Annotated in this window: 19 protein-coding genes; 16 read left to right on the top strand and 3 right to left on the bottom strand. The window is 60.0% G+C overall.

All coding sequences use genetic code 11. The features are described 5' to 3' along the window. Positions 1-242: 242 nt before the first annotated feature. The 4 genes from AC1RO5_RS28675 to AC1RO5_RS28660 are packed head-to-tail and all read left to right on the top strand — an operon-like array spanning position 243 to position 3,723. A complete protein-coding gene (locus AC1RO5_RS28675) occupies positions 243-839 on the top strand; it encodes a paraquat-inducible protein A (RefSeq protein WP_493179044.1) in 597 nt (198 codons plus the stop codon). Beyond that, positions 836-1,516, top strand: a complete 681-nt coding sequence (locus AC1RO5_RS28670; RefSeq protein WP_493179042.1) for a paraquat-inducible protein A — start codon at positions 836-838, stop codon at positions 1,514-1,516. Before AC1RO5_RS28675 ends, AC1RO5_RS28670 begins: the two co-directional genes overlap by 4 nt. Continuing rightward, on the top strand, positions 1,497-3,152 hold the full coding sequence (locus tag AC1RO5_RS28665) for a PqiB family protein (RefSeq protein ID WP_493179041.1): 1,656 nt from the start codon (positions 1,497-1,499) through the stop codon (positions 3,150-3,152). The genes AC1RO5_RS28670 and AC1RO5_RS28665 overlap by 20 nt, the downstream gene beginning before the upstream one ends. A 16-nt stretch (positions 3,153-3,168) precedes the next feature. After that, positions 3,169-3,723 (top strand): PqiC family protein, encoded by a 555-nt coding sequence (locus AC1RO5_RS28660; RefSeq protein ID WP_493179039.1) that lies wholly within the window; start codon positions 3,169-3,171, stop codon positions 3,721-3,723. Between the two features lie 6 nt (positions 3,724-3,729). Here the strand turns inward: AC1RO5_RS28660 and AC1RO5_RS28655 are convergent, their stop codons facing one another. Next, a complete protein-coding gene (locus AC1RO5_RS28655; RefSeq protein ID WP_493179038.1) occupies positions 3,730-5,001 on the bottom strand; it encodes a sensor histidine kinase in 1,272 nt (423 codons plus the stop codon). A gap of 290 nt (positions 5,002-5,291) precedes the next feature. Between AC1RO5_RS28655 and pmrG the strand changes: the two genes are divergently transcribed. From pmrG to AC1RO5_RS28640, 3 genes are all read left to right on the top strand, one after another. Continuing rightward, complete coding sequence (gene pmrG / locus AC1RO5_RS28650) at positions 5,292-5,972, top strand: lipopolysaccharide core heptose(II)-phosphate phosphatase PmrG (RefSeq protein WP_493179037.1); 681 nt, start codon at positions 5,292-5,294, stop codon at positions 5,970-5,972. Positions 5,973-6,159: 187 nt separating this feature from the next. Further along, the gene (arnT, locus tag AC1RO5_RS28645) at positions 6,160-7,881 is read left to right on the top strand and encodes a lipid IV(A) 4-amino-4-deoxy-L-arabinosyltransferase (RefSeq protein WP_493179036.1); all 1,722 of its coding nucleotides are present in this window, start codon (positions 6,160-6,162) and stop codon (positions 7,879-7,881) included. A gap of 27 nt (positions 7,882-7,908) precedes the next feature. Next, entirely contained in the window at positions 7,909-9,438 is a 1,530-nt protein-coding gene (locus AC1RO5_RS28640; protein WP_493179034.1) for an ArnT family glycosyltransferase, read from the top strand. 3 nt (positions 9,439-9,441) lie between these two features. Here the strand turns inward: AC1RO5_RS28640 and secF are convergent, their stop codons facing one another. Continuing rightward, positions 9,442-12,006, bottom strand: coding sequence for a protein translocase subunit SecF (gene secF / locus AC1RO5_RS28635; protein WP_493179033.1), 2,565 nt, complete (start codon positions 12,004-12,006; stop codon positions 9,442-9,444). A 188-nt stretch (positions 12,007-12,194) separates the two neighbouring features. Here secF and AC1RO5_RS28630 point away from each other — a divergent pair, with 188 nt between their 5' ends. From AC1RO5_RS28630 to AC1RO5_RS28610, 5 genes are all read left to right on the top strand, one after another. Beyond that, positions 12,195-12,860, top strand: coding sequence for a response regulator transcription factor (locus AC1RO5_RS28630; protein ID WP_493179031.1), 666 nt, complete (start codon positions 12,195-12,197; stop codon positions 12,858-12,860). Further along, entirely contained in the window at positions 12,850-14,265 is a 1,416-nt protein-coding gene (locus AC1RO5_RS28625) for a sensor histidine kinase (RefSeq protein WP_493179029.1), read from the top strand. The genes AC1RO5_RS28630 and AC1RO5_RS28625 overlap by 11 nt, the downstream gene beginning before the upstream one ends. Before the next feature lie 74 nt (positions 14,266-14,339). After that, positions 14,340-15,584 carry an MFS transporter gene (locus AC1RO5_RS28620; protein ID WP_493179028.1) on the top strand — a complete coding sequence of 415 codons (1,245 nt, stop codon included), beginning with the start codon at positions 14,340-14,342 and terminating at the stop codon, positions 15,582-15,584. A gap of 80 nt (positions 15,585-15,664) precedes the next feature. Further along, positions 15,665-16,180, top strand: a complete 516-nt coding sequence (locus AC1RO5_RS28615) for a sigma-70 family RNA polymerase sigma factor (RefSeq protein ID WP_493179026.1) — start codon at positions 15,665-15,667, stop codon at positions 16,178-16,180. After that, on the top strand, positions 16,181-17,158 hold the full coding sequence (locus AC1RO5_RS28610) for a FecR domain-containing protein (RefSeq protein ID WP_493179024.1): 978 nt from the start codon (positions 16,181-16,183) through the stop codon (positions 17,156-17,158). A gap of 41 nt (positions 17,159-17,199) precedes the next feature. Here AC1RO5_RS28610 and AC1RO5_RS28605 read toward each other — a convergent pair whose 3' ends face one another. Next, positions 17,200-17,553, bottom strand: a complete 354-nt coding sequence (locus tag AC1RO5_RS28605; protein ID WP_493179047.1) for a hypothetical protein — start codon at positions 17,551-17,553, stop codon at positions 17,200-17,202. Here AC1RO5_RS28605 and AC1RO5_RS28600 point away from each other — a divergent pair. The 4 genes from AC1RO5_RS28600 to AC1RO5_RS28585 all read left to right on the top strand — a co-directional run bounded on the left by AC1RO5_RS28600 (position 17,517) and on the right by AC1RO5_RS28585 (position 23,012). Beyond that, entirely contained in the window at positions 17,517-19,949 is a 2,433-nt protein-coding gene (locus AC1RO5_RS28600; protein WP_493179023.1) for a TonB-dependent siderophore receptor, read from the top strand. The two genes, AC1RO5_RS28605 and AC1RO5_RS28600, sit on opposite strands and share 37 nt — an antisense overlap. Positions 19,950-20,014: 65 nt before the next feature. Next, positions 20,015-21,205, top strand: a complete 1,191-nt coding sequence (locus AC1RO5_RS28595) for an ABC transporter substrate-binding protein (protein ID WP_493179021.1) — start codon at positions 20,015-20,017, stop codon at positions 21,203-21,205. Further along, the gene (locus AC1RO5_RS28590) at positions 21,202-22,263 is read left to right on the top strand and encodes a FecCD family ABC transporter permease (protein WP_493179019.1); all 1,062 of its coding nucleotides are present in this window, start codon (positions 21,202-21,204) and stop codon (positions 22,261-22,263) included. Before AC1RO5_RS28595 ends, AC1RO5_RS28590 begins: the two co-directional genes overlap by 4 nt. After that, positions 22,257-23,012, top strand: coding sequence for an ABC transporter ATP-binding protein (locus AC1RO5_RS28585; RefSeq protein ID WP_493179017.1), 756 nt, complete (start codon positions 22,257-22,259; stop codon positions 23,010-23,012). Before AC1RO5_RS28590 ends, AC1RO5_RS28585 begins: the two co-directional genes overlap by 7 nt. The last annotated feature ends 161 nt before the right edge of the window (positions 23,013-23,173 follow it).

The raw sequence follows: 23,173 nt of genomic DNA, 5'->3' as shown, positions 1-23,173 counted from the left end.
AGCTGAAGGCTGCCCAAGGCAGCCTTCAGCTCTGAAAAGGTTTTACCGGACACTAGTGACGCTCCGCGTGGGAACGCCTCAATGGACGCTCCGCGTCCACTTTGGGACGCGGAGCGTCCCGGGCTGCATTCCCACGCAGAGCGTGGGAACGATCGTTACCCGCCATTTAATTTGCTCAATCGCAAGTCACTTCTATATTGAAGGAGTGCTCTGACTCTTCTGCCTTCCGGCGAGTGCGGCCCATGGCGACGACTGCCCCATTGATCATCTGCGAGCACTGCGACTGCGTGTATGAAAAAGTCACGCTCGCCAAACATCAAAAGGCCCTGTGCACCCGTTGCGGCGGCGTGCTTGCGCGCTACAACGGCTTATCGGTGCAACAGCGCCTGGCGCTGAGCTTCACGGCGGCAGTGCTGTGGACTTTCGCCAATTTCTATCCGGTCATGAGCATCAGCCTGAAGGGCTTGAAGAACAGTGCAACGCTGTGGGATTCGGTGTTGGCGCTGAGTCAGGGGCCGATCACTTTCATTGCACTGGTGGCGGCGATTTCGATCATCATCGCGCCGATGTTCCAGTTGCTCCTGCTGATCTGGGTATTGAGCTTCGCCCTCACCTCCCGCCGTTCGCCAGGCTTCAAACTGTGCATGCGCTGGCTGGAAACCCTCAGGCCCTGGAGCATGCTGGAAGTGTGCTTGTTGGGGGCGATGGTCGCGGTGTTCAAACTCGCCGGGTTGCTGGATGTGCTGCCGGGTATCGGCATGTTTGCCCTGGCGGTCCTCAGCCTGTTGCTGATCCGCATCGCCGGGCGCGATGTACGTGATTTGTGGGACACCCTATGAACAGGCCTCCGCTCGCCAGCGAACTCAACCTGTGCCTGTGCCACAGTTGTGGCATGGCCTGCGACATGACCGATGAGCCTCACGAATGCGAACGCTGCGGCGCGCCGTTGCACCGACGCAAAACCAACTCCCTGGCCCGCACCTGGGCCTACATGCTCGCCGCACTGGCGTTTTACGTGCCGGCCAATCTGTTGCCGGTGATGAACACCAAGATGCTCGGCAGCGGCGACGACAGCACCATCATGAGCGGTGTACTGGAGTTCTGGGCACACGGTGCGTGGGACATTGCCCTGATCATTTTCATCGCCAGCATCGCGGTGCCCGGCATCAAGTTCGTCGCCTTGACGCTGCTGCTGGTCACCGTGCAGCGCGACAGCCTTTGGGCGCGCAAGGAACGTTCGAAGCTTTACCGTTTCGTCGAACTCATCGGCTACTGGTCGATGCTCGATGTGCTGGTGGTCGCGCTGGTCGCCGCGCTAGTGAAGTTCCAGGCCCTGGGCGATATCGAACCGCGCCCGGGCATTCTGTTCTTCGGTCTGGTGGTGGTGTTCACCATGCTGTCGGCGATGAGTTTCGATCCGAGGCTGATCTGGGATAAAGAATGGGATAAAGAGCGGGATAGAGAATCGCATACCCCACAAGATGAGGAGCCCATGGATGAAGTCCCAAGCCACTGACGGGCCGCAAGCCCCTGGCCAGGCCGCGATCAAGACTCGTCGCTTCAGCATTTCGCTGGTGTGGATCGTGCCGATCGTCGCGGTGCTGGTGGGGATTTCCCTGGTGGTGCACAGCTGGTTGCAGGAGGGCCCGACCATCGCCGTCACGTTCAAGACCGGTAGCGGTCTCACGGCCAACAAAACCGAGGTCAAATACCGCAATGTGGTGATCGGCCATGTCTCGGAGGTGAAACTGAGCGACGACCAGAAAAGCGTCAACGCCACGATCCAGCTCGACAAACAGGCTGAAAGCTTTACCCGAGAAGACTCGCAATTCTGGGTCGTGCGGCCGCGCATCGGTGCCGGCGGCGTTTCAGGCATCGATACCCTGCTGTCGGGCGACTACATTGGCGCCGACATCGGCCAGGCCGATGCCCGTTCCAAACACTTCACCGGGCTGGAAAACCCGCCGCCCATTACCTATGGCGAGCCGGGCAAACGTTTCATGTTGCACACTCAGGACCTCGGCTCGCTGGACATCGGCTCGCCCGTCTACTACCGCAAGATCCCGGTCGGGCAAGTGGTGGCGTATGCGCTGGATGCCGACGGCAAAGGGGTGAACATCGAAATCTTCGTACACGCGCCCAACGATGCCTATGTCACCGAAAATACCCGGTTCTGGAACGCCAGCGGTATTGATGTGAATGTCGGCGCCAACGGTTTTGCGGTGAAGACCGAGTCCCTGTCGGCCCTGTTGGTGGGCGGCATTGCGTTTCGCGCGCCGGAATACAGCCCTGCCGATCAAGTGGCGGCCGAGGATAATGCCTTCGACCTGTTCGAGGATGAGCAAACCGCCCTCGCCCCGCCCAACGGCAAGGCGCAGTACCTGAGCTTGCGTTTCGATCAGGCATTGCGCGGGCTCAAGGTCGATGCTCCGGTGGAATTCCTCGGCATGGAGATCGGCCGGGTGGTGGCGGTCAATCTGGATTTCGACGTGAACAAACGCAGCTTCCCGGTCAATGTCGGCATCGTGATCTACCCGCAACGCCTCGGTAAGGCTCATCTCAAATTGCTCGAGGCCTTGAAACATGACCCCAATGACGAAGCCGCCAGCGTGCGCCTGATCGGCTCCTTCATCGAAAATGGCCTGCGAGCCCAGGCCCGTAGCGGCAATCTGTTGACCGGCCAGCTTTACATCGCGCTCGACTTCTACCCCAAAGCAGAGAAAGTCGCGTTCGATCCGACCGTTCGTCCCGTCGTTATTCCCACCATTCCCGGCAGCCTCGAGCAGTTGCAGGAAAAACTCGAGAGCATGGTCAACAAGATCAACCAGCTGCCCATCGAACGCATTGCCGGCAACCTCGACAGCAACCTCGTCGAACTGCGCAAAGGCCTCGCACAGTTCAACGCCAAGACCCTGCCTGGCGTGCAAACCACCCTGGCGGACGTCAGCAAGACCTTGCAATCGGCCAGTTCGACCCTCGCCGAAGATTCGCCGCAACGGGAACAACTGAGCCAGACCCTGGACGAACTCGCACGCATGTCGCGCTCGTTGCGTGAACTCTCGGACTACATGGGTCGGCATCCGGAATCGCTGATTCGCGGCCGCCCCGACAATGCCGCGCCGATGGATCTGCAAGGGCCACCGCGCAACTGACCACAGGAGCTACCCCATGGCATTTCCGCTGAAGATCACGCTGGTCACTGCGTTGTTATTGCTCACCGCTTGCCGCAGTGAACCGATTCAATTCCACACCCTGACTCCGGCTCAACCGAGCGGTGCAAGCGGCGGCGCGGACATCCAGATCGAAAGCATCACCGTGCCGCCCCAGGTCGACCGTCCACAGATCGTCATTCGTCAAGGCAACGCCGGCCTGGCAATCCTCGAAACACAATGGTGGGGCGCAAGCCTGTCGGAAGAACTGCGCAGTGCCCTGGTCGATCAACTGGTCAACAGTAACCCGCAGCGCAAAGTGTCGTTGCGCCTGGTAGTTCAGCGTTTTGATTCGATACCCGGTCAGTACGCATTGATCGACGTCAAATGGCGCCTGCGTAAACTCGGCGAAGGCGATACTGCATTGGTCACCTGCCGCAGCACCTTGCAGACGCCTTCCGGCATGAGTATCGATGAGTTGGTGGTGGCTCATCAGAATAATGTGAAGCGCTTGGCCGCCACCATCAGCCAGGCCACCGCCGGCACATCGAGAAGCTGCCCGGCAGCTAAATAACAGTCATCAGGCGCCTTCCAGCTCAATGGTGAAACAACAGCCGTTGGGCTGAAGGCTGCTGAGTTCCACTCGCCAATTCTGATGGGTGCAAATCCGTTGTACCAATGAAAGGCCCAGTCCCAGGCCTTCTCCCCGACGCTCGTCACCGCGAACGAACGGTTGAAACATCGAATGGCGTTTTTCTTCCGAAATGCCTATGCCACTGTCTTCGACGCTGAAGCCGCGCGCCCGCAGGGTCAGGCGGATGTAGCCGTGATCGGTGTAATGCCAGGCATTGCGCAGCAAATTGCCCATGACCGATCGCAGGAACGTCAGGTTATGGCGGTCCGACGAAACCTGTTCATCGTCGTAGATAAACTCGATGCCCTTTTCCCGGATCAGCGGCGCCCAGATATCCACGAGCGCATCGGCGACTTCTTTCAGCGTCGCGCTTGCTGCGGTATCAGAGTCTTCCCGGTCGCGAGCCAGCATCAGAAACGTATCGACCAACTGGCGCATTTCGTCGCTCGCGCGGGCGATTCGACTGACTTGAGCCACAGATCGCCGATCAAGCGAAGGATTGGCTAGCAGCAATTCGCAGGAACTGCCCAATACCATCAGCGGCGTGCGCAGTTCGTGGCTGACATCGCTGGTAAAGAGTTTTTCCCGGCCCAGTGCCTCACGTAACCGGCCCAGGGTCTGATCGAAAGAAAGCGCCAGCGCTCCCACTTCGTCGGCCGCGTAGTCGGGATGAAGCGCAGGGGCCAGTTCCAGCAACTGATCGCGTTGACGCACCTGGTGCGCCAGACGAATGACCGGCGCCATCACCCGTCTGGCCAGCAACCGGCCCAACAAAACCGCGAGCAGGATGCTCAAGACGAACCCGACGACGACCACCGAGAACAACACCTGTTCACGCTGTTCGACGCTTCGCCGGTCTCGCAACAGAACGTATTTGCGACCGCCCACCAGGTTCACCATGGCGTAATACTTCGAACCCGCGTAGAGCGTTTCCTGAAAACCCGGTGCAAGCGCCGCCAGCTCCGTGTCCAACGCCATCGCCCCCTGACCGTCCTGGATGAAAAACAGTTCGTCTTTCTCCGGCCGATGGCTCCACCCGGCGCTGTTTTCCATCGACAGCAAGCGATGCAGCCCTCCTACCAGGCGGGAAGCCGTGAGATTTCGCTCCACCACATGCACGGTCGCGACGATGCCCATCGCAAATACGCCCGCGACCAAGGTGCTCATCAAGGCAAATACGATGACAATTCGTTTATTCAGGCTCTGTTTGAAATCCATTCTGTTGCTTGGCTCCACTGCCGGTTCAAACCGCGCCATCTGCTGAATCGGGCCGATGCCGCAGTGCCGAGACGCGAAGCAAAGATAGACCACTGTACGTGGTGTTCAAGACAAGCGTTGCAATAATCAACTAAATAAGTACTGAAATTTTTCTACGCAAAATTTTCACATCCCTTTCACTACTCCGACACCTGCCTTGAACTAGTGTCCTTCCATGGCCCTTTTAGCGCTGTTACGCTGGGTTGTATTTGAAAGTTGTTCTCTATTGCGTACCGACGGGTAAACAAAACGTGGTTAATCATGTATCGCGCAAACCGCCAACGGCACGAATCATTACATCGCGGCTCGGCAAACTGGTCGCAGCAGCGGCCGCTCTGGTTATCGCTGCACTCGTCACGGGGTTTGTCTGGTGGCCCAGATCTCCGGTCAATCTGGGGTCTGCCGGATCCGAGGTGACCAGCAGCCTGGTTCATCGCTGGCAAGCCGGCGAAGTCGTGGCGCTGGTTCGTCATGCCGAGCGTTGCGACCAGTCCAGCAACCCGTGCCTTGGTCCTGCCGATGGCATTACCCAAATCGGCAGCGCCGCCGCAACAGCCGTGGGTCAAGGCTTTATGCAGCTGGGCATGGAGCAGACCGATGTGCTGAGCAGCCCGACCACCCGCACGGCGCAAACCTCGCACTACATGTTTGGCAAAGACGCGGTGACCCAGGATTGGCTGGTCAGTTGTGGCAAAACCCTGCGTGACGATGTGGTGGCGCACAAGCAAGCCCATCGAAATCTGGTGCTGGTCACGCACAGCGGTTGCATCAGCGATTTCGAAGCCCAGACCGGTTTCGAGCACGCGAAGACCAGTGAATATGGCAGTGCCTTGTTCGTGCACATTGCCGCCGACGGGCAACCTCAGGTGCTCGGCATTGTGAATGCCACTGACTGGCAGACGCTGTTGCACGGCAAAGCCTTGAAACAATAATCGCGGCAAAAAAAGTCGATGCCGAGAAAGCGTTTTTGCTCGGGCGGGCTATAACTAGTCCGTCACCATTAGATGGCTGACGCAACTTCTGTAGTCCACATCGCTATTGTGTTGCTTTATGTAAGAAGTTCCGCTAGTGCACGCGTGCATCTAGCGGAGCAACATCCTTCTGCGCCAAGGTCGAGTCATGACGTCCAATAACTTGTTGCCCCACCCCGATGGCTCTTTATTGCGTGGCACCGCGCGTGCGCTGCCCATCACCGAACGCTGGATAGTGCCCGGCCTGCTGCTGGCTTACGTGGTTTTCTATCTGCTGCCGCTAGTCACCCATGGTCTATGGATCCCCGATGAAACCCGTTATGGCCAGATCAGTCAGGAAATGCTGCTGAGCGGTAACTGGGTGTCCCCGCACTTCATGGGTATCCGCTACTTCGAAAAACCCATCGCCGGTTACTGGATGATCGCCATCGGTCAAGCGGTGTTTGGCGACAACCTGTTTGGTGTGCGTATCGCTTCGGCGCTGAGCACCGGGCTGAGCGTCTGGCTGACTTACCTGATTGCCCGCCGATTCTGGAATGACCCGAGCAAGAGCTTTATCTGCGCCTTGCTCTACATGAGCTTTGGCCTGATCGCCGGGCAAGCCGGATACGCCAACCTCGATCCGCAATTCACGCTCTGGGTCAATTTGAGCCTGGTCGCGTTGTGGTTTGCCATCGATAGCCATTCCTCCCGCGGCAAACTCGGCGCCTGGGCGCTGTTGGGTTTTGCCTGCGGCATGGGCTTCATGACCAAGGGCTTTCTCGCCTGGTTGTTGCCGGTGTTGATCGCCCTGCCCTACATGATTTGGCAGCGACGCCTGGGCGAACTGTTGCGCTACGGACCGCTGGCGATGGTCGTGGCGACGGTGGTCTGCCTGCCGTGGGTGCTTGCCATTCATCATCAGGAACCGGATTTCTGGCGGTTTTTCTTCTGGCACGAACACATCCGCCGTTTCGCTGGCGAAGATGCGCAACATGCGCGCCCGTGGTGGTTCTATCTGCCGCTGCTGGTCGCCTCGAGCCTGCCGTGGGCCGCCTTGTTGCCGACGACGTTCGTTCAGGCCTGGCAGCAAAAGCGCCAGCCCGTGATCGGTTTTCTGTTGCTCTGGATGCTGTTGCCGCTGGCGTTCTTCAGCTCGAGTATCGGCAAACTGCCGACCTACATCATGCCGTGCCTGTTGCCTTTGGCATTGCTGATGGGACACGCAGTGATGGAGCTGTTGAATCAGGGGCGAGGCCGGGTCATTCGCATCAACGGCGTGATCAACGTCATCATCGCCACCAGCGCCCTGATCGCCTTGCTTTATCTGCAAGCCACCAAAGAAGTCTACGGCAACACCGAGATGTTCGCTCTGTCCCTGGCGTTCATCGTGTTGCTCGGCTGGATCATCACCAACGCCTTGCAGGTGCTGCGTCCATTGGTGTTCTGGGCCATGCCGGCATTCGGCATCTGGCTGCTGGTAGCGTTGTTGCCGGCAGCGATGCCGGCACAGATCGTCAATAGCCAAATGCCTGACCAGTTTATCGCCGAGCATCTGGATGCCTTGAGTCAGACGACATCGTTGCTCAGCAACGATCTGGGTGCGGCGTCAGCCTTGGCGTGGCGACTGAAGCGGCCACAGGTCGATCTTTACAACACTATCGGCGAGCTGAAATATGGCCTCGATGATCCCGCCATGGCTTCACGTAAAGTCACCATGGATAACGTCGGGCAATGGATGACCGAGGCCCGCAAAAAAGGCGCGGTCGGTGTGGTGATGCGGGTTAACAGTGTCGTGGAAACGCAGGAAGTCGAGATGTTGCCCATCGATGGCAAGCGCTATCAGCGCGGCCAACTGGAAATTCTGATATTCCCGCAGAGCCAACCCTGACGCTGTCCGTCCTACAGGAAACCCGTCATGAAGTTTTGGGCAAGTGACAGGGGCGCATTGGCGCTCCTGCTGGGGGCGTCTGCGCTGATTTTGTTGTTGGGTCTGGGCACGCGGGAGTTATGGGGCGCGGAAACCCGCTGGGCCAACATCGCGTTGCAAATGCTGCAGAGCGGTGACTATTTCGATCCTTACCTCAAGGGCGAAGCGTATTACGACAAACCGCTGCCCTCCTACTGGCTGATCACGGCCACGGCCTGGCTGGCCGGCGGTTTGGGACACTGGTCATTACGCTTGTCTTCGGTGATTGCTGCCTGGTTGAGCGTCTGGCTGGTGTACTTGATCGGCGAGCAGCTGATGCGCAAAGGCACCGGGTTGATTGCCGGCTGGATGCTCGCGACCACCTTCTATTTCGCGTTCTGGGCGCGGGTCGCCACCGCCGACATCCTCACCGTCTGCGGTGTCCTGGCGGCGGTATGGTGGTATTGGCGCGGGCCGCAAGACACGCGTTTGAGCCGTTACCTGGTGTTCTTCCTGCTGTTGTCCCTGACCTCATTGTTCAAAGGCCTGATCGGCTTCATTCTGCCGGGCTTGCTGCTGTTACCGCATGTGATGCAGGACGGCCGCTGGAAAAGCCACCTCAATCTGCGACTGTGCGTAGCCCTGGTCATCGCCGGGGCGTTTTACATGACGCCGTTCATATTGTCGCACCTCTATGGCACGCCGACTTATGGCGAAAGCGGCCTGGGCCTGGTGTTACGGGAAAACGTCGTGCGGTTTTTCCAGCCCTTCGACAACATCGGACCGATCTACACCTATCTGCTTTATCTCCCGATCTACACCCTGCCGTGGGCGCCTTGCTGGCTGCTGGCGTTATGGTATGCGCTGCGCCACTGGCGCAACATCGAACCCAATACGCGCTGGCTGGTTTGGGGGTTGGGTCTGCTGATGCTGTTTTTCACCGCCGCCGGCAGTCGACGCAGTTACTACGTGTTGCCCCTGGTGCCTTTCGCCCAGTTGCTGGGCGCCTGGTGGATCACCCGGCGAATGGCCGAACGCAACGCCGCAGGCAGGTTCGGCGGTCGCCGATTGAAAATCGGTTTCGGCCTGACCACCGCGTTGTTGATGGCGATACTCGGTGTGTTCTATCCCTGGACCAATGGCGGTGGCGGCGTGGTTCAGTTCGGTGAGACGGTCAGGCTTGAGGCCAGCAAACGCGCGCCCCTCAATACTTGGCGCATGGTGATGATCGAGGTGGACAACAAAGTACCGATGTACCTGCAAACCGGCGGCGCACCCTTCTATTACGTGCAGCAAACCCAGGACTTTCCTCGCAGCGGCGATACCGCCGCGCTGATGACCTGGCTGGACAACACCAGCGGCCAGCGCTGGGATCCCCAGCGCACCATCGTTATCGTTCAGTACCGCAACGGTGATGCGTTGCCGCTGGACTACCTGAGTGCCGACCATCAGGTCATCACCACCACGCCCACCAACGGCGAACGGATATTCCACGCCCGTGAAGACCAGAGCGTGGCGTTCATTCCCCGGGTCGAATAGGCGTCAGTGCACGCTTTTGCTGTCGATCTTTGTCGCCAGGGTGCTCAGTGCCTCGGTACACGCCGCCAGATCCGGCGACCCGGTCCTGACTTGTTTCAACGCTCGGTCCAGGGACTTGTCGATGGAGGTCCAGCCTTCAGGATCAATCGCCCGCAGCTTTTCCTCGTTTTGGTCCCAGGTGCTTTCCAGGTCGGTGATCCTGGCCCGTGCGCCTTTCATGTCGCCACTGCTCAGCAGTTTTTCAGTGTCAGTGATGATCACCTTCAGGTAGGACAAGTCGCCCATCGACCCCGCGGAAGGTGCCGCTACAGGAGTGGCGGCACTGCTCTGCTGGCTATCAAGCTTGGCCAGCAGGGTTTTCAGGGCGTCGGCACAGGCTTTCGGGTCCGGTTTGCCGGAGCGCAATTGGGACAGCGCACGGTCGATCGATTTGTCGACCGAGGTCCAGGATGCCGGTGACTTCGGCTGCAAGGTTTCTTCGGCCTGATCCCAGGCTGTTTCCAGATCGGTGATACGGGCCTTGGCCGCCTTCAGGTCGCCGGCGTCCACCAAACGGGCGGTGTCTACGGTAATCGTCCGGAAACTCGACAAATCGCCGAGTGAAGTCGAGGCGCTGACCGCCGTTTTGCCGGCCGTTGCCTGGGCCGGCACCCAGAACCATCCACCAACGCCGACCATGCAGACGACCAGCAGTGCCCCCAGGAACGGCGTGGACGCCAGATGTGGGATGCGTTTTGGGCTGATTTTCAGCGTCGAGCCAACCTTCGCCACTTGAAGTTTTCGCCGGGACAGCGTCAGCCAGATAGCGCTGGACATGAAAATCGACGACACCGCGCCGGATATCAGCCCCAGCACCAGTGCCAGCGAGAACATCTGCAATGGTTCGCAGGCAAACAGATACAGGCAGGTCGACGCCATCACCACCGTCAGCACGGTGTACAGCGAACGCCCCAGGGTCTGGCTGATGCTCAGGTTGATCAAACTCCACAAGGCCAGCGCATCCACCGGCGGCGACTTTTTCACGTTTTCGACAATGCGTCCGAAGATCACGATCTTGTCATTCAGTGAATAGCCGATGATCGTCAACAGTGCAGCGATATAAGTGACGTCGATCTCCAGCTTGAACAGCGAGAAGATCGCCGAAACGATGAGGATGTCCTGAACGATCGGCAGCAAGGTTGCCAAGGCGATGGCCCAGGAGAAACGCAGGCCGATATAGATCGCGATGCTGGCGAATGCCGCAATCACCGCATAGATCGCCCGGGTGGCAAAATCCCGTGCAACGCCCGGGTCTGCGGTGTTTTCCTCGTACTCTACGGTCTGATACTTGCCCTTGAACGCAGTAATGATTTGCTTCAGATCAGCCGGTTTGAGCACTTCATCGAAGCGCACGGCGATGTGCTGATTCTGTGCGCCGCCCACGGCCACGGTGGCCGGGATGGTGCCCGCCTCGGTCATGATTTGCGTGGCGGTTTCCTGAGTGATCGCACGGTCGACGTCGATGTCCAGCGCGGTACCGGCGGTAAAGTCGATGTCCAGGTTCAAGCCGTGAGCGCGGTAGTACAGCGAGCCGGAAACGATGGTCAGCAACGAGACCACAATCGCCGTTTTACCCAGGCCCACGAAGTTGAAACGGCGGGCCTTGGTGGCGCGCGGCTTGCCCTTGCCGATCAACCAGCGCTGGCTGACCCACTGGGTATCGACCAGCCACAGCATCAGCCGGCGAATCAGCAAGAAGTTAGTGGCGACACTGATCACGATGCTCACCAGCATGGTCAGCGCAAATCCTTGAATCGGCCCGATGCCGGCCGCAAACAAGGCAATCATCGCCAGCGCGGTCACAAGGTTGGCATCACGTATCGTCGGCAGCGAGCCTTTGAAGCCGTTTTCCACGGCTTCGCGCAGAGACCGGCCGAGGTCGATTTCCTCGCGAATGCGTTCCAGGCAAATGATGCTCGCATCCGCCGCCATACCAATGCCCAGCACAAACGCGACCACCGCCGACAGCGACAAAGTGGCACCCGAGGCGGTGAACACAATCAGCAATAGCCACAGGTACACCAGCGTACAAAACGCGGCAATCAAACCACCGGTGCGGTACAGCCCCACCAGCAGCAAAAAGATACAGGCGATGCCGATCAAACCTGCCTGAACGGTTTCCGCCAGCGCGGTTTTGCCCAGCACGCTGCCGACGGTCTGGGTGTATTTCTCGGTCAACTGTGTGGGCAAGCCCTGCGAACTGCCGAGCAGCGAGCGTGACTCTTCGGCGGACGTCAGGCCTGCCAGTTTCACCCGAATATGGTTGGCGCCCTCGACGCGGATGTCCGGCTCGGTAATACCAATGCTGTCGGCGCGCTTGCTCAGGATCGCGACCGTCTGCAACAGGTCATCCTTGGTGAGTTGGGCTTTGCCCGGTGCCGGGTTCACAACGTAATAAATCTCGTAACCACCGCGAAATTCCAACCCGAAGCGCACATGAGTGGCCAGGCTGGAAAATGTCGCGGCCACCAGACAGGCCAGAAGCCCCGTCAGGAGGATGAACGACAGACGTCGACTGGAAAGGCTCATGGAAGAAATCCAGATAAGGGACTGAAAAGCGAATCGACGCCCAAGGGCCCATTCACCACTGGCGGGCAGTCTAAAGAAGCGAAAATGAACCGCTTGTTAACGAAGCCGTATGGTTGCGCGACGGCTTGCCAGCGCGTGCCGGACATGCAATGAATGCACGCCTGCGATGCCTGAACAGGGAGCGAGCAATGAAGGTTCTGGTGGCCGAAGACAATACCCTGCTGGGTAACAGCATCAAGCGCGGGCTTGAGGAAGCAGGCTGGGTGGTGGATCTGGCCAGGGACGGCAAAGAGGCCTTGTACTATGCCGATGCCAGTGAGTACGACGTGTTGGTGCTGGACTGGATGCTGCCGCAGATATCGGGTCTGGACGTACTCCACGTGCTGCGCGGCAAGGGCAACGAAGTGCCGGTGATCATGGTCACGGCCAGAAGCGAGGTGGTGGATCGGGTGCAGGGCCTGGATCGCGGCGCCGACGATTATCTGACCAAACCTTTCGAAATGATCGAGCTGGTGTCGCGGCTCAATGCCCTCTATCGACGCTCGATCGCCCGTGGCTCGAAATCGCTGGTTCTGGGCAATCTGAACATCCAACTCGACACCTTGCGGGTCAGCATCGGCGACCGTCCGCTGGAGCTCACCGGCATGGAATACGATCTGCTGGTGGCGCTGGCCGGCAAGGCGAATCAATTGCAGACCCGCACCGTGTTGCTGGGTCTGCTCTACCCTTTCGACAGCGAGCCGGACAGCAACAGCCTGGACGTGCTGCTCAATCGCCTGCGACGCAAGTTGGCCGGGGCCGATGTCGAGATTGAAACCATTCGCGGCAAAGGGTTGATCCTTCGTGTGGCGTAACCTGGCGCTGAACATCAAAATCGCGCTGACACTGTTCGTGGTGCAGGCGTGCGTGTTGCTGATTGGCTATGTGTGGCTGAGTCATTGGGTGCAAACCACCCGGCTCGATGAACTGCGGCACCATCTCGATACCCAGTCGGACGTCATCGAGTCGCTGATCGGCGTCGAAAACGCTCAATTGGTCTATCAGCGCCAGGGTGAATTCGCCTCGGAACTGGATCACGATCACGACCTGTACTTTGATCTGTCATCGGTTTCCGGCGAGTTGCTGCAAGACTCCTGGGGGCCGACGCCGCCCATGCGCAAAGCGCTTCGCGAGGCCATGAGTCAGGTTCGCGCCGGCAACGAAGAGACGTTCCTGTTCGATGTCGATCACGAGAAATGGATCGCACAGATGGGCGACCTTGAGCGCGCCAGCCCTGAAGGCCCGCTGAAGGCCAGGCTGCTGGTGGCCACCAACGCGCAACCGGTACTCAATGCGGTCGCCGCCTTCAAACGTGTGGTGGCGCTGGCCGCGATAGGGATACTGCTGCTGACGGCGCTTGGCAGTTTTATCGTGGTATCGCTCTCCACCCGCAACCTTCGCCATTTCGCTCGACAATTGCGCACATTGAAGCCGCCGGAATTCACCCGCCGGGTGGTGTTCGAGGCGCATTCGGCGGAAGAAAAACTGCTGTTCGACAGCTACGCGCAAATGGAAACGGCGGTTCAGGAGGTGCTGGAACATCAACGGCTGTTTATCGCCAACGCCTCCCATGAACTGAAGACGCCGATTGCTGCCGTGACCTCTGCACTGGAGGTCATTCTGGCGCGGCCACGGCATGCAGAAGATTACGCCCAGACCTGTCGTGATGTTCTGGCCGAAATGCAAGTGCTCAAACGTCTGTCTCTCGGTCTGTTGAACCTTGCGCAACTGGAGGGCACCACAGACATTGCCGGGCAGGCGAGCGGGTTGAACGACAATGCGCTCAATGCCGTCGAGCGTTGGCGCAAGGCCGCCGAACTCAAAGGCGTCAGTCTCTCCCTGCATCTGCTGGAGGATCATCAGGCTCAAGTCGCCGGAGGTCCGGAACAATGGGAAGTGGTGTTTGGCAACCTGCTGGACAACGCCATCAAGTACACCCCGGCCGGCGGCGCTGTTGACGTCACGCTGGACGAACAACCGGGCAGCGGTTTGACCATCCGGATCAGCGATAACGGTGCAGGCATGTCCGCGCAAGAGGTCCGGCAGTTGGGGCAAGTGTTTTTTCGTGCCGACGCCGCACGGTCGCAACCATCCTCGTTCGGGCTTGGGTTTGCCCACTGCAAGCGCATCGTCGAAAGACTGGGTGGAGATCTGACGGTTCAAAGTACGCCGCAGACAGGGACTCGTGTGACCATTGCCATTATGCGTTATAAGCCTTGAGCCCGGCCTCATGCCGGGCCAATTGCGCATGTTTGTGCTGGCCGCAGATGCCGTTTAACCACCGAGGCTGATTCATGTTCCATGCAGGTGCCACCCAGGGTTCGAGCGTAAGAATCCTGATTTATCTTCTGTTCGCGATCCAGCTCATCTCCATGGGCGCGATGGAAATGAGCGGGCCGTTCTGGCCTGTCCACCTGCGTGGGTTGACTGCTTCGGAGTCGCTGTTCAGCTTCGCCAGCATCGCCGTTTATGTCGGGCCGATGCTGGGCATTATTCTGACCAGCGCATTCTGGGGCCGTATCGGCGACCGCTACGGCCAAAAGTTGATGATGATCCGTGCCCTGGCCGGTTTGTCGCTGACCCAGCTTGGGCTGGCGCTTTTCAGCGATATCTGGGTGATTCTGCTCCTACGGTTTTTGCAGGGCGCGTTCGCCGGGTACATCGCCCCGGCCCAGGCCTACGGGGTCAGTATTGAAGCGCCTTCGCGACGGGCGCGGCTGTTCGCGATCCTGCAAATATCCACCAACGTCGGCTCGTTGCTCGGCGCAGTGGTCGGCGGGCTGATCCTCGATTACGCGACGTTCTTCTGGATCAACATCATTGCCTCGGTCCTCTGTGCAATCTGCACCGTGGTGGCAGCCGTGACGCTGCCGAATGTACCGCCGGTGAAGAAAGCACCGATGGTGGATGCCTCGGCGCCGGCCAGCCGTTCTCGCAGTGTCTGGCAAGGTTCGCCACTGCTGTCGTTGCTGGGTGTGATGGGGATTCTGCTGCTGGCACGGATGCTGCCGCAAACGTCGTTCTCGCTGTATGTCAGCTCGGTGTTCGAGGTCAGCAACTCGGTGGTCGGCCTGTGCTACGGCTTGCTGGCCCTGGGTTTCATCATTTCGGCCACGCCGTGGTCGCGGTATTTCGAACACCGCAGCCAGCAGGAAACCTTGCACCGCATCACCTACATTGTCATCGGTTGCGTCGGCCTGACCGCCGTGGCCGGCATCACCCGCAACCCGGCGGTGTTCGTGATTGCCTACTTCGTTTGGGGCGTGCTGTTGGGCGCCACCACACCGGTGCTGATGGCATTGATCTCGAAAACCGCCGACAGCTCACAACAGGGCTACGTGCTGGGGATTGCCCAAAGCACTGCGCAATTCGCCTCCATCGCGGGCATCTCGGCCGGTGGATTGCTCAGCCAGGTCTATGGTTTGCAATACACCTATCTGTTTGTTTGCCTGGCCTACGCGGTCGCGCTGATTCCAATTGTCGCCCTGCGTTATTGGCCGGTGGCGATGCAGCCGAGCGAGTCGCGCCCCGGCGACTGATCCGGCAGCCCCCTCTTGCGTCGCAGGGTCACAGTAAATTAGGATTGGGAATACTTCTCAATTGCATAAAATCATCCTCCATGAGCGATACCCCGCCCGCTACCTATAACAATCATCTGCGCGCGATCGAGGCCCTGTACAGCGGCCATCACGGCTGGCTGTACGCCACGCTGCGCAAAAAACTGGGCAACGCCATGGATGCGGCCGATCTTGCACAGGACACCTTCACCCGCATACTCGCTTCCCGGGTCGCCGTCATCGAGCAGCCTCGGGCTTACCTGAGCTGTGTGGCCAAGGGCATTCTGGTCAATTGGTATCAGCGCAAGGCACTCGAACGCGCCTACCTGGACGCCCTTGCGTTGCTGCCCGCGCCTGAGGTGCCCTCCCCCGAATTGCGCTTCATGGTGCTGGAAACCCTGCACGAAATCGACACGATGCTCGACTCCCTGCCCCCGCTGGTGAAGCGTACGTTCCTGCTGTCGCAAATCGGCGGGTTGAAGTACGAGGACATCGCCACACAACTGGGCGTCTCGCTGATTACCGTCAAGCGCTACATGAAGCAGGCCTTCGTCCAATGCCTGATGCTGGTGGAGTGAATGTCGAATCGCCACACTGATGCGCAGATTGATCCAGGAATTCTAGAAGAAGCCGCCGAGTGGCTGATACGTCTGGGCGAAAGCGACTTCAACGAAACCCAGCGGGCCGAATGGGAGTGCTGGCGCGTCAGCAGCCCCGAGCGTCATCGCGCCTGGGCTCGTGCGCAACTGCTGCAAAGCAAGCTCGGCGGGCTGCCGCCGTCACTGGCGATGTCGGCGCTGGATCGCCCGAGCAACCCTGAACGGCGCACCGCGCTGGCAAAACTGGCGATGATCCTGGCGGTGCTGCCCGCCGGTTGGGGCAGCTGGAAACTGGTGGAATCGCAGCAATGGTCGGCCGATTACCGGACCACCGTGGGCCAACGTCGCGAAATGACCCTGGCCGACGGCTCGCTCATCACCCTGAATACTGACACCGCCATCGATGTGCTGTTCGACGCTAACCAGCGGCTGATCAACCTGCGCGAAGGTGAGATTCTGGTGCAAACCGCGCCGGATGTGCGGCCCCAGGCCAGGCCCTTTCTGGTCAGCACGCGTCAGGGCCGAATGCATGCACTGGGCACGCGGTTTACCGTTCGTGAATGGCAGACCCGCACCCATCTTGCGGTGCTGGACGGCGCGGTCAGGGTCGAACTGCCCCGTGACAGTCGTGTCGCCGCACTGATCGTCAATGCCGGGCAACGCACCGACTTTTCCGCGCAAGCCTTTGGCCAATTGAACCCGGTGGACCGCTCCGTCAGCGCCTGGACCCAAGGCATGCTGATGGCCGACAACCTGCGCCTGGCCGACTTCCTCGCCGAACTGGCGCGCTACCGCAGAGGCTTCGTGCGCTGCGATCCGGCGATTGCCGATCTGCGCATTTCCGGCGCCTTCCCCATCAGCGACACCCAACGCACCCTGAACATGCTGGTGCAAACCTACCCGGTGATCGCCACCGGCCATTTAAGCGGTTATTGGGTCACGCTCTCTCCCGCCTGAACTCCTCACAAAAAAGCCCCGAAAAACCTGATGCCAGTCAGTCAAGCCACGACGCACTCTTTGTAGCAGCTGCCGAAGGCTGCGTTCGCTGTAGCAGCTGTCGAGCCTGCGAGGCTGCGTTCGGCTGCGGAGCAGTCGTGAATCCGGCTGACGCGGTCTGCCCGACACACCGCAAGCGATGGTTTGACGACTGCTTCGCAGCCGAACGCAGCCTCGCAAGCTGCTACAGCTGCTACAGCTGCTACAGCGGCCCCCAAAAGCCTCGCAAAAAATAATGCTGCGCCGGTGATACTTTTTTTGATCTCGGCTGGCAAGGAAAGGAAGAACTCCTCAACCTCGTCGAAAGGGTCATCACTCCATGTTCGTTGCACGCCCTCTGTGTTCGGATCGCTCATTGAAACTGGCTGTCCGTAGCGCGCTGCTAAGCCTTGCCCTGACCGGAGCCGCCAGCCCATTTGCCTCGGCTGCCGCGCCGACGCAACTGGATGCCGCGGCCACCCGCGTCTACAACATCGCGCCGGGGCCATTGGGTGCAACGTTGTCGAGATTTGCCGTGGATGCCGGCATTGCCCTGTCGTTCAAACCCTCGATGACCGATGGCCTGACCAGTCCGGGCCTGTCAGGCACTTATTCGACGCAGGAAGCGCTCAGCAAACTATTGGCCGGTAGCGGTCTGGAAATCATCTCGCGCAATGACGGCAGCTACACCCTGGCGCCGCGTCCGGCCGGCAGTGCGGGCGGGTTGACCCTTGACGAAACCACGGTCAACGGCACCGACGGCCGCATGAACGGCTTGCCGCCGGCCTATGCCGGCGGTCAGGTTGCCCGTGGCGGGCGCCTTGGCATGCTGGGCAACACGGATGTGATGGACGCACCCTTCAGCGTCAGCAACTACACCTCGACGCTGATCAAAGACCAGCAAGCGGTCACCGTCGCCGACGTACTGGAGCGCGACTCCTCGGTGCGCTCCACTGGTCAGACTGGCGGCATCGTCGACTCCTTCTTCATCCGCGGCTTCCCGGTGGGTGAAGGCAACCTCGGTGAGCTGGCCTTCGACGGCGTGTACGGCGTGGCGCCCAACTACCGGGTGTTCACCGAATACGCCGAGCGCATCGAAGTGATCAAGGGCCCAGGCGCCCTGCTCTACGGCATGTCGCCCAACAGCGGCGTCGGCGGCGTGATCAACGTAGTGCCCAAGCGCTCTCTCGATGAAGACTTGACCCGGTTCACCGCCAGTTACGCCATGAACTCGCAGATCGGCGGGCACATCGACGTCAGCCGGCGCTTCGGTGAGGAACGCCAGTTCGGCGTGCGCATCAACGGCAGCACCCAGCAAGGCGACACCGCCATCGACGATCAGTCCCGGGATGTCGATATCGGCTCGATCGCGCTGGATTACCAGGGCGAACGCCTGCGCACCACCCTGGACCTGATCAGCCAGAAAGAGCAATTCGACGGGGCGTCCCGGCCGTTCCTGATTGCATCAGGCGTGGAGATTCCCTCTGCCGCCAACGGCCGTACCAACGTGAGCCAGGACTGGGGCTGGTCCGAAACCCGTGACAAGTCGGCCCTGCTCGGCGCCGAGTATGACCTCAACGACGCCCTGACCGTGTTCGCCCACGCCGGCGGCGGCAAGTCGGACGTGGCGCGGATGTCCGACCAGACCCCGACCATTCTCAACAGCGCAGGCGATACGCGGTCGATCCCCGGCTATTACAAATTCGAAGTCGAGCGCTACACCGTCGACGCCGGTGCCCGCGTGCGCTTCGAGACTGGCCCGATCAGCCACAGCACCACGCTGCAAGTCACCCGTTACCGCGACGAGCTGTCCAGAGGCATCAACTCCGGTCCTGCGGTTCTGTCGAACATGTATCACCCGGTCGACCGTCCGAAACCGTCGATTGCCACACCCGACGCGCTGAAAGTCTCCGAAACCGAACTGTCCGGCGTGGCCCTCGCCGATACGCTTTCGATGATGGAAGAGCGCTTGCAGGTCACCCTCGGCTTGCGCCAGCAGAACATCAAGTCCGATAACTTCAATACCGCCGGCGTGGTTACCACCTCTTACGATGAGAGCGAGACCACGCCGCTGTTCGGGGTGGTGGTCAAACCCTGGGATCACGTTTCGTTCTACTACAACTACATCGAAGGCTTGAGCAAAGGCGACATTGCACCGGCCACGGCCTCGAACTCGGGCGAGATCTTCGCGCCTTACATCTCCCGGCAACAGGAAGTCGGGGTCAAGGTCGACTACGGCACCTTCACCTCGACACTCGCCCTGTTCCAGATCAAGAAGCCCAGCGGCGAACTGGCTACCGGCGTGTTCTCGGTGCAAGGCGAACAACGTAACCGTGGCGTTGAGTTGAACGTGTTCGGTGAAGTCGCCCAGGGCACGCGCCTGCTCGGTGGCGTGACCCTGCTCGATGCCGAACTGACCAAAACCGGCACCGCCGCCAATCGTGGCAACAAACCGGTGGGCGTACCCGAAGTTCAGGCCAACCTCTGGGCTGAATGGGACACTCCGTGGGTCGAAGGTCTGACGCTGACCAGCGGCGCGATCTACACCGGCAGCCAATACGTGAACCAGGCCAATACCCAGGAACTCGATCCGTGGACCCGCTTCGATGTCGGCGCGCGTTACGCCACCCGCATCGCGGAACGCCCGACCACGTTCCGGGCGACGGTGCAGAACGTGTTCGATCGTGAGTACTGGTCCGGTGTCGCCTCCTACGGAGCCTTCTCCCAAGGCTCGCCGCGCACCCTGCAACTGTCGGCCACCGTCGACTTCTGAAAACGTTCAGCCCGAGCAGTGGCCTGAGCCGCTGCTCGGGCGGTCCCCTGTAAAAGGCTTCAACCATGGCATCTGTTCATCGACACAGCCACGCCTTCGTTGCCCTGCTATTGGCAGGATTGCTGGGCATGGCGTTGTTTTTTTCTCTGGCGCCACGCAACGCGGTGGCCGCGGTTCAGGATCCTGCGGCGGTCACCGTGACCGACTTGCTGGGTCGCGTGGTCAAGGTTCACCTGCCGGTCAGACGGGTGATTCTCGGCGAAGGCCGTCAGTTGTACCTGGTCGCCGCGCTGGATACGCAAAACCCCATCGAGCGCATCGTCGGTTGGCGCAAAGACTTGATCCAGTCCGACCCGGACACCTACGGCGCCTACCTGCGCAAATTTCCCGACATCGCGAAGATTCCCACCTTCGGCGGCTTTGAAGACGGCACGTTCGACATCGAGCAAGCGATCTCGCAACAGCCGGATGTGATCATCCTCAACATCGAAGCCCAGCACGCCACCGAAGACGCTCGCTACATCGAGAAACTCGACGCCCTGGGAATTCCGGTGGTCTATGTCGACTTTCGCAACAACCCGATGGACAACACCGAGCCGACCATGCGCCTGTTCGGCAAACTGTTTGGCAAGGAAGCTCGCGCCGAAGCGTTCATCGATTTTCGCAAGCAACAGATCCGCCGCGTCACCGACGTCATAGAGGCCAGCCAACCGCCGCGCCCCAATGTGTTCATCGAGCGTATCGGCGGTTACACCGACGACTGCTGCCTGAGTTTCGGCAACGAGAACTTCGGGCGTTTCGTCGAGATGGCCGGTGGCAATAACATCGCCAAAGGCATCATTCCCAGCACCTTTGGCCAGTTGAACCCGGAACAGGTGATTGTCTCCAACCCGGATCAGGTGGTCGTCACCAGCGCCAACTGGCAAGCCTTTGCGCCCAACGGTCGCTGGGTCGGCGTCGGCCCGGGCGCGGACCTGACAGAGGCCCGACGCAAACTGGCCTGGTACACCCAGCGTCCGGCGTATGCCGGGATCAAGGCGCAGGATGCTCAGACCTTTCATGCCATCTGGCACCAGTTCTACAACAGCCCTTACCAATTCGTGGCCATCCAGCAACTCGCCAAATGGCTACACCCGACGCTGTTTGCCGACCTCGATCCCGACGCCTCGTTTCGCGAACTGCATGAGCGCTTCCTGCCGGTGCCGTATGAATCGGGTTACTTCGTCAGCCTGAAAGAAACGGAGGTCAAGCCGTGAATTCTCTGGGCCAAGCACACATCGTACAGCGCGACACGTATCGCCAATTGGTGCTGCGCAAACAGTTAATCCTCGCCTCACTGGTGGTGCTACTGGTGTGCAGCGTGTTGCTGGATCTGGCCCTGGGGCCCGCCAGTTACAACTTGGGCGAAGTGCTCAATGCGCTGTTTTCACCGGACACCGCGTCGGCGCAAGTGCGAGTGGTGATGTGGGAAATCCGTCTGCCGGTAGCCCTGATGGCGGTGGCGGTGGGCGCGGCGTTGTCCCTGGCCGGTGCGCAGATGCAGACGATCCTTAACAACCCCCTCGCCAGCCCGTTCACCCTCGGTATTTCCGCCGCCGCCAGTTTTGGCGCGGCCATGGGCCTGGCCTTCGGCGTGGCGCTGTTCCCGTTGGCGGCGCAGTACATGGTGCCGGTCAACGCTTTCATCATGGCGATGCTGTCCGCGTTGTTGATCCACTTTCTGAGCATGCGGCGCGGCGTGACGGCAGAAACCATCGTATTGCTCGGCATTGCGCTGGTGTTCACCTTCAATGCGCTGTTGGCGCTGGTGCAATTTTTCGCCACCGAGCAAGCCGTGGCGGCGGTGGTGTTCTGGACCATGGGCAGCCTGACCAAAGCTACCTGGCCAAAACTGGGGGTAATCTGCCTGGTGATCCTGATCACCCTGCCGATCTTCGCCAAACGCGCCTGGGCCCTCACCGCCCTGCGCCTGGGCGATGACAAGGCCGCGAGTTTCGGGATCAACGTGCGCAGCCTGCGCTTTCAGACGCTGATCATGGTCAGCCTGCTCGCCTCGTTTCCGGTGGCGTTTGTCGGCACCATCGGCTTCATCGGACTGGTCGGGCCGCACATCGCGCGGATGCTGATCGGTGAAGATCAGCGGTTCTTCCTGCCCGCCTCACTGCTGACCGGCTCACTGATTCTGTCTGCCAGTTCGGTGGTCAGTAAAACCCTGATTCCGGGCGCGATATTTCCCATTGGCGTGGTCACCTCGCTGATTGGCGTGCCGTTCTTCATTTCTCTGATCCTCGGCGGGAAAAAAAACTCATGGTGAAGATTCAGCTTGAGAACCTTGGCGCCCGCTACGGCCAGCGCGAAATCATTGCCGGAGTGAACACGGCGACCTTCATCGGTGGCCAGGTGGTCGCCGTGGTCGGGCCGAACGCGGCGGGCAAGTCGACCCTGTTCAAACGCATGGCCGGGCTGATCGACGGGCCGGGACAGGTCATTCTGCAAGACTCGAAAAAAGGCCCCCAAGGCATCAGCTACATGCCTCAGGGCCTGAATGCCAGCGCCCGCCTGACGGTTTACGAATCGGTGCTGCTCGCGCGCAAACAGCTGACGCCGGGCTGGGTCGTGCATGACGAGGAGTTGAAGTTGGTGGACGATATCCTCGGTGCGCTGGGGATCACCGAACTGTCCTTTCGCAACCTCGGCGAACTCAGCGGGGGCCAGCAACAACTGGTGTCGATTGCGCAAACCCTGGTCCGCGAACCGGAAATCCTGCTGATGGACGAACCCACCAGCGCCCTCGACATGCATCGGCAGGTGCAGGTGCTGAACTTCATGCGTGCGCTCGCACGCAAACGCGAGGTGATTGTATTCATCGCGATCCACGACCTGAATCAGGCCCTGCGTTTCGCCGATCAGGTGCTGGTCATCGCCAACGGCACCAGCCACGGCAGCGGGCCCAGCGATGAAGTGATCACCGAGCAAATGCTGCGCGAGGTCTACAAGGTCGAAGCACGGATCGAGAAGTGCAGCCAGGCCCAAAACCACATTCTGATCGACGATATCGTCTGAAAGTTGCCCACCACAGCGTCGGCTCGGGTTTTCCATCGATATTAAAATGACATCTATTAACGGTTTTTTTGACGTTTTTTTCTCATTTGGCACTCTACATTCGCGGCGACTTAAACATGCAAATGATTCGCATTGTTCCGCTAATGAATCCGCGCATGTTG

It is taken from the genome of Pseudomonas sp. GW822-FHT02G04 (genome assembly GCF_058802085.1).
Note: the sequence above shows the minus strand (reverse complement) of the source record. Positions and strands in the feature narration are given on the sequence as shown.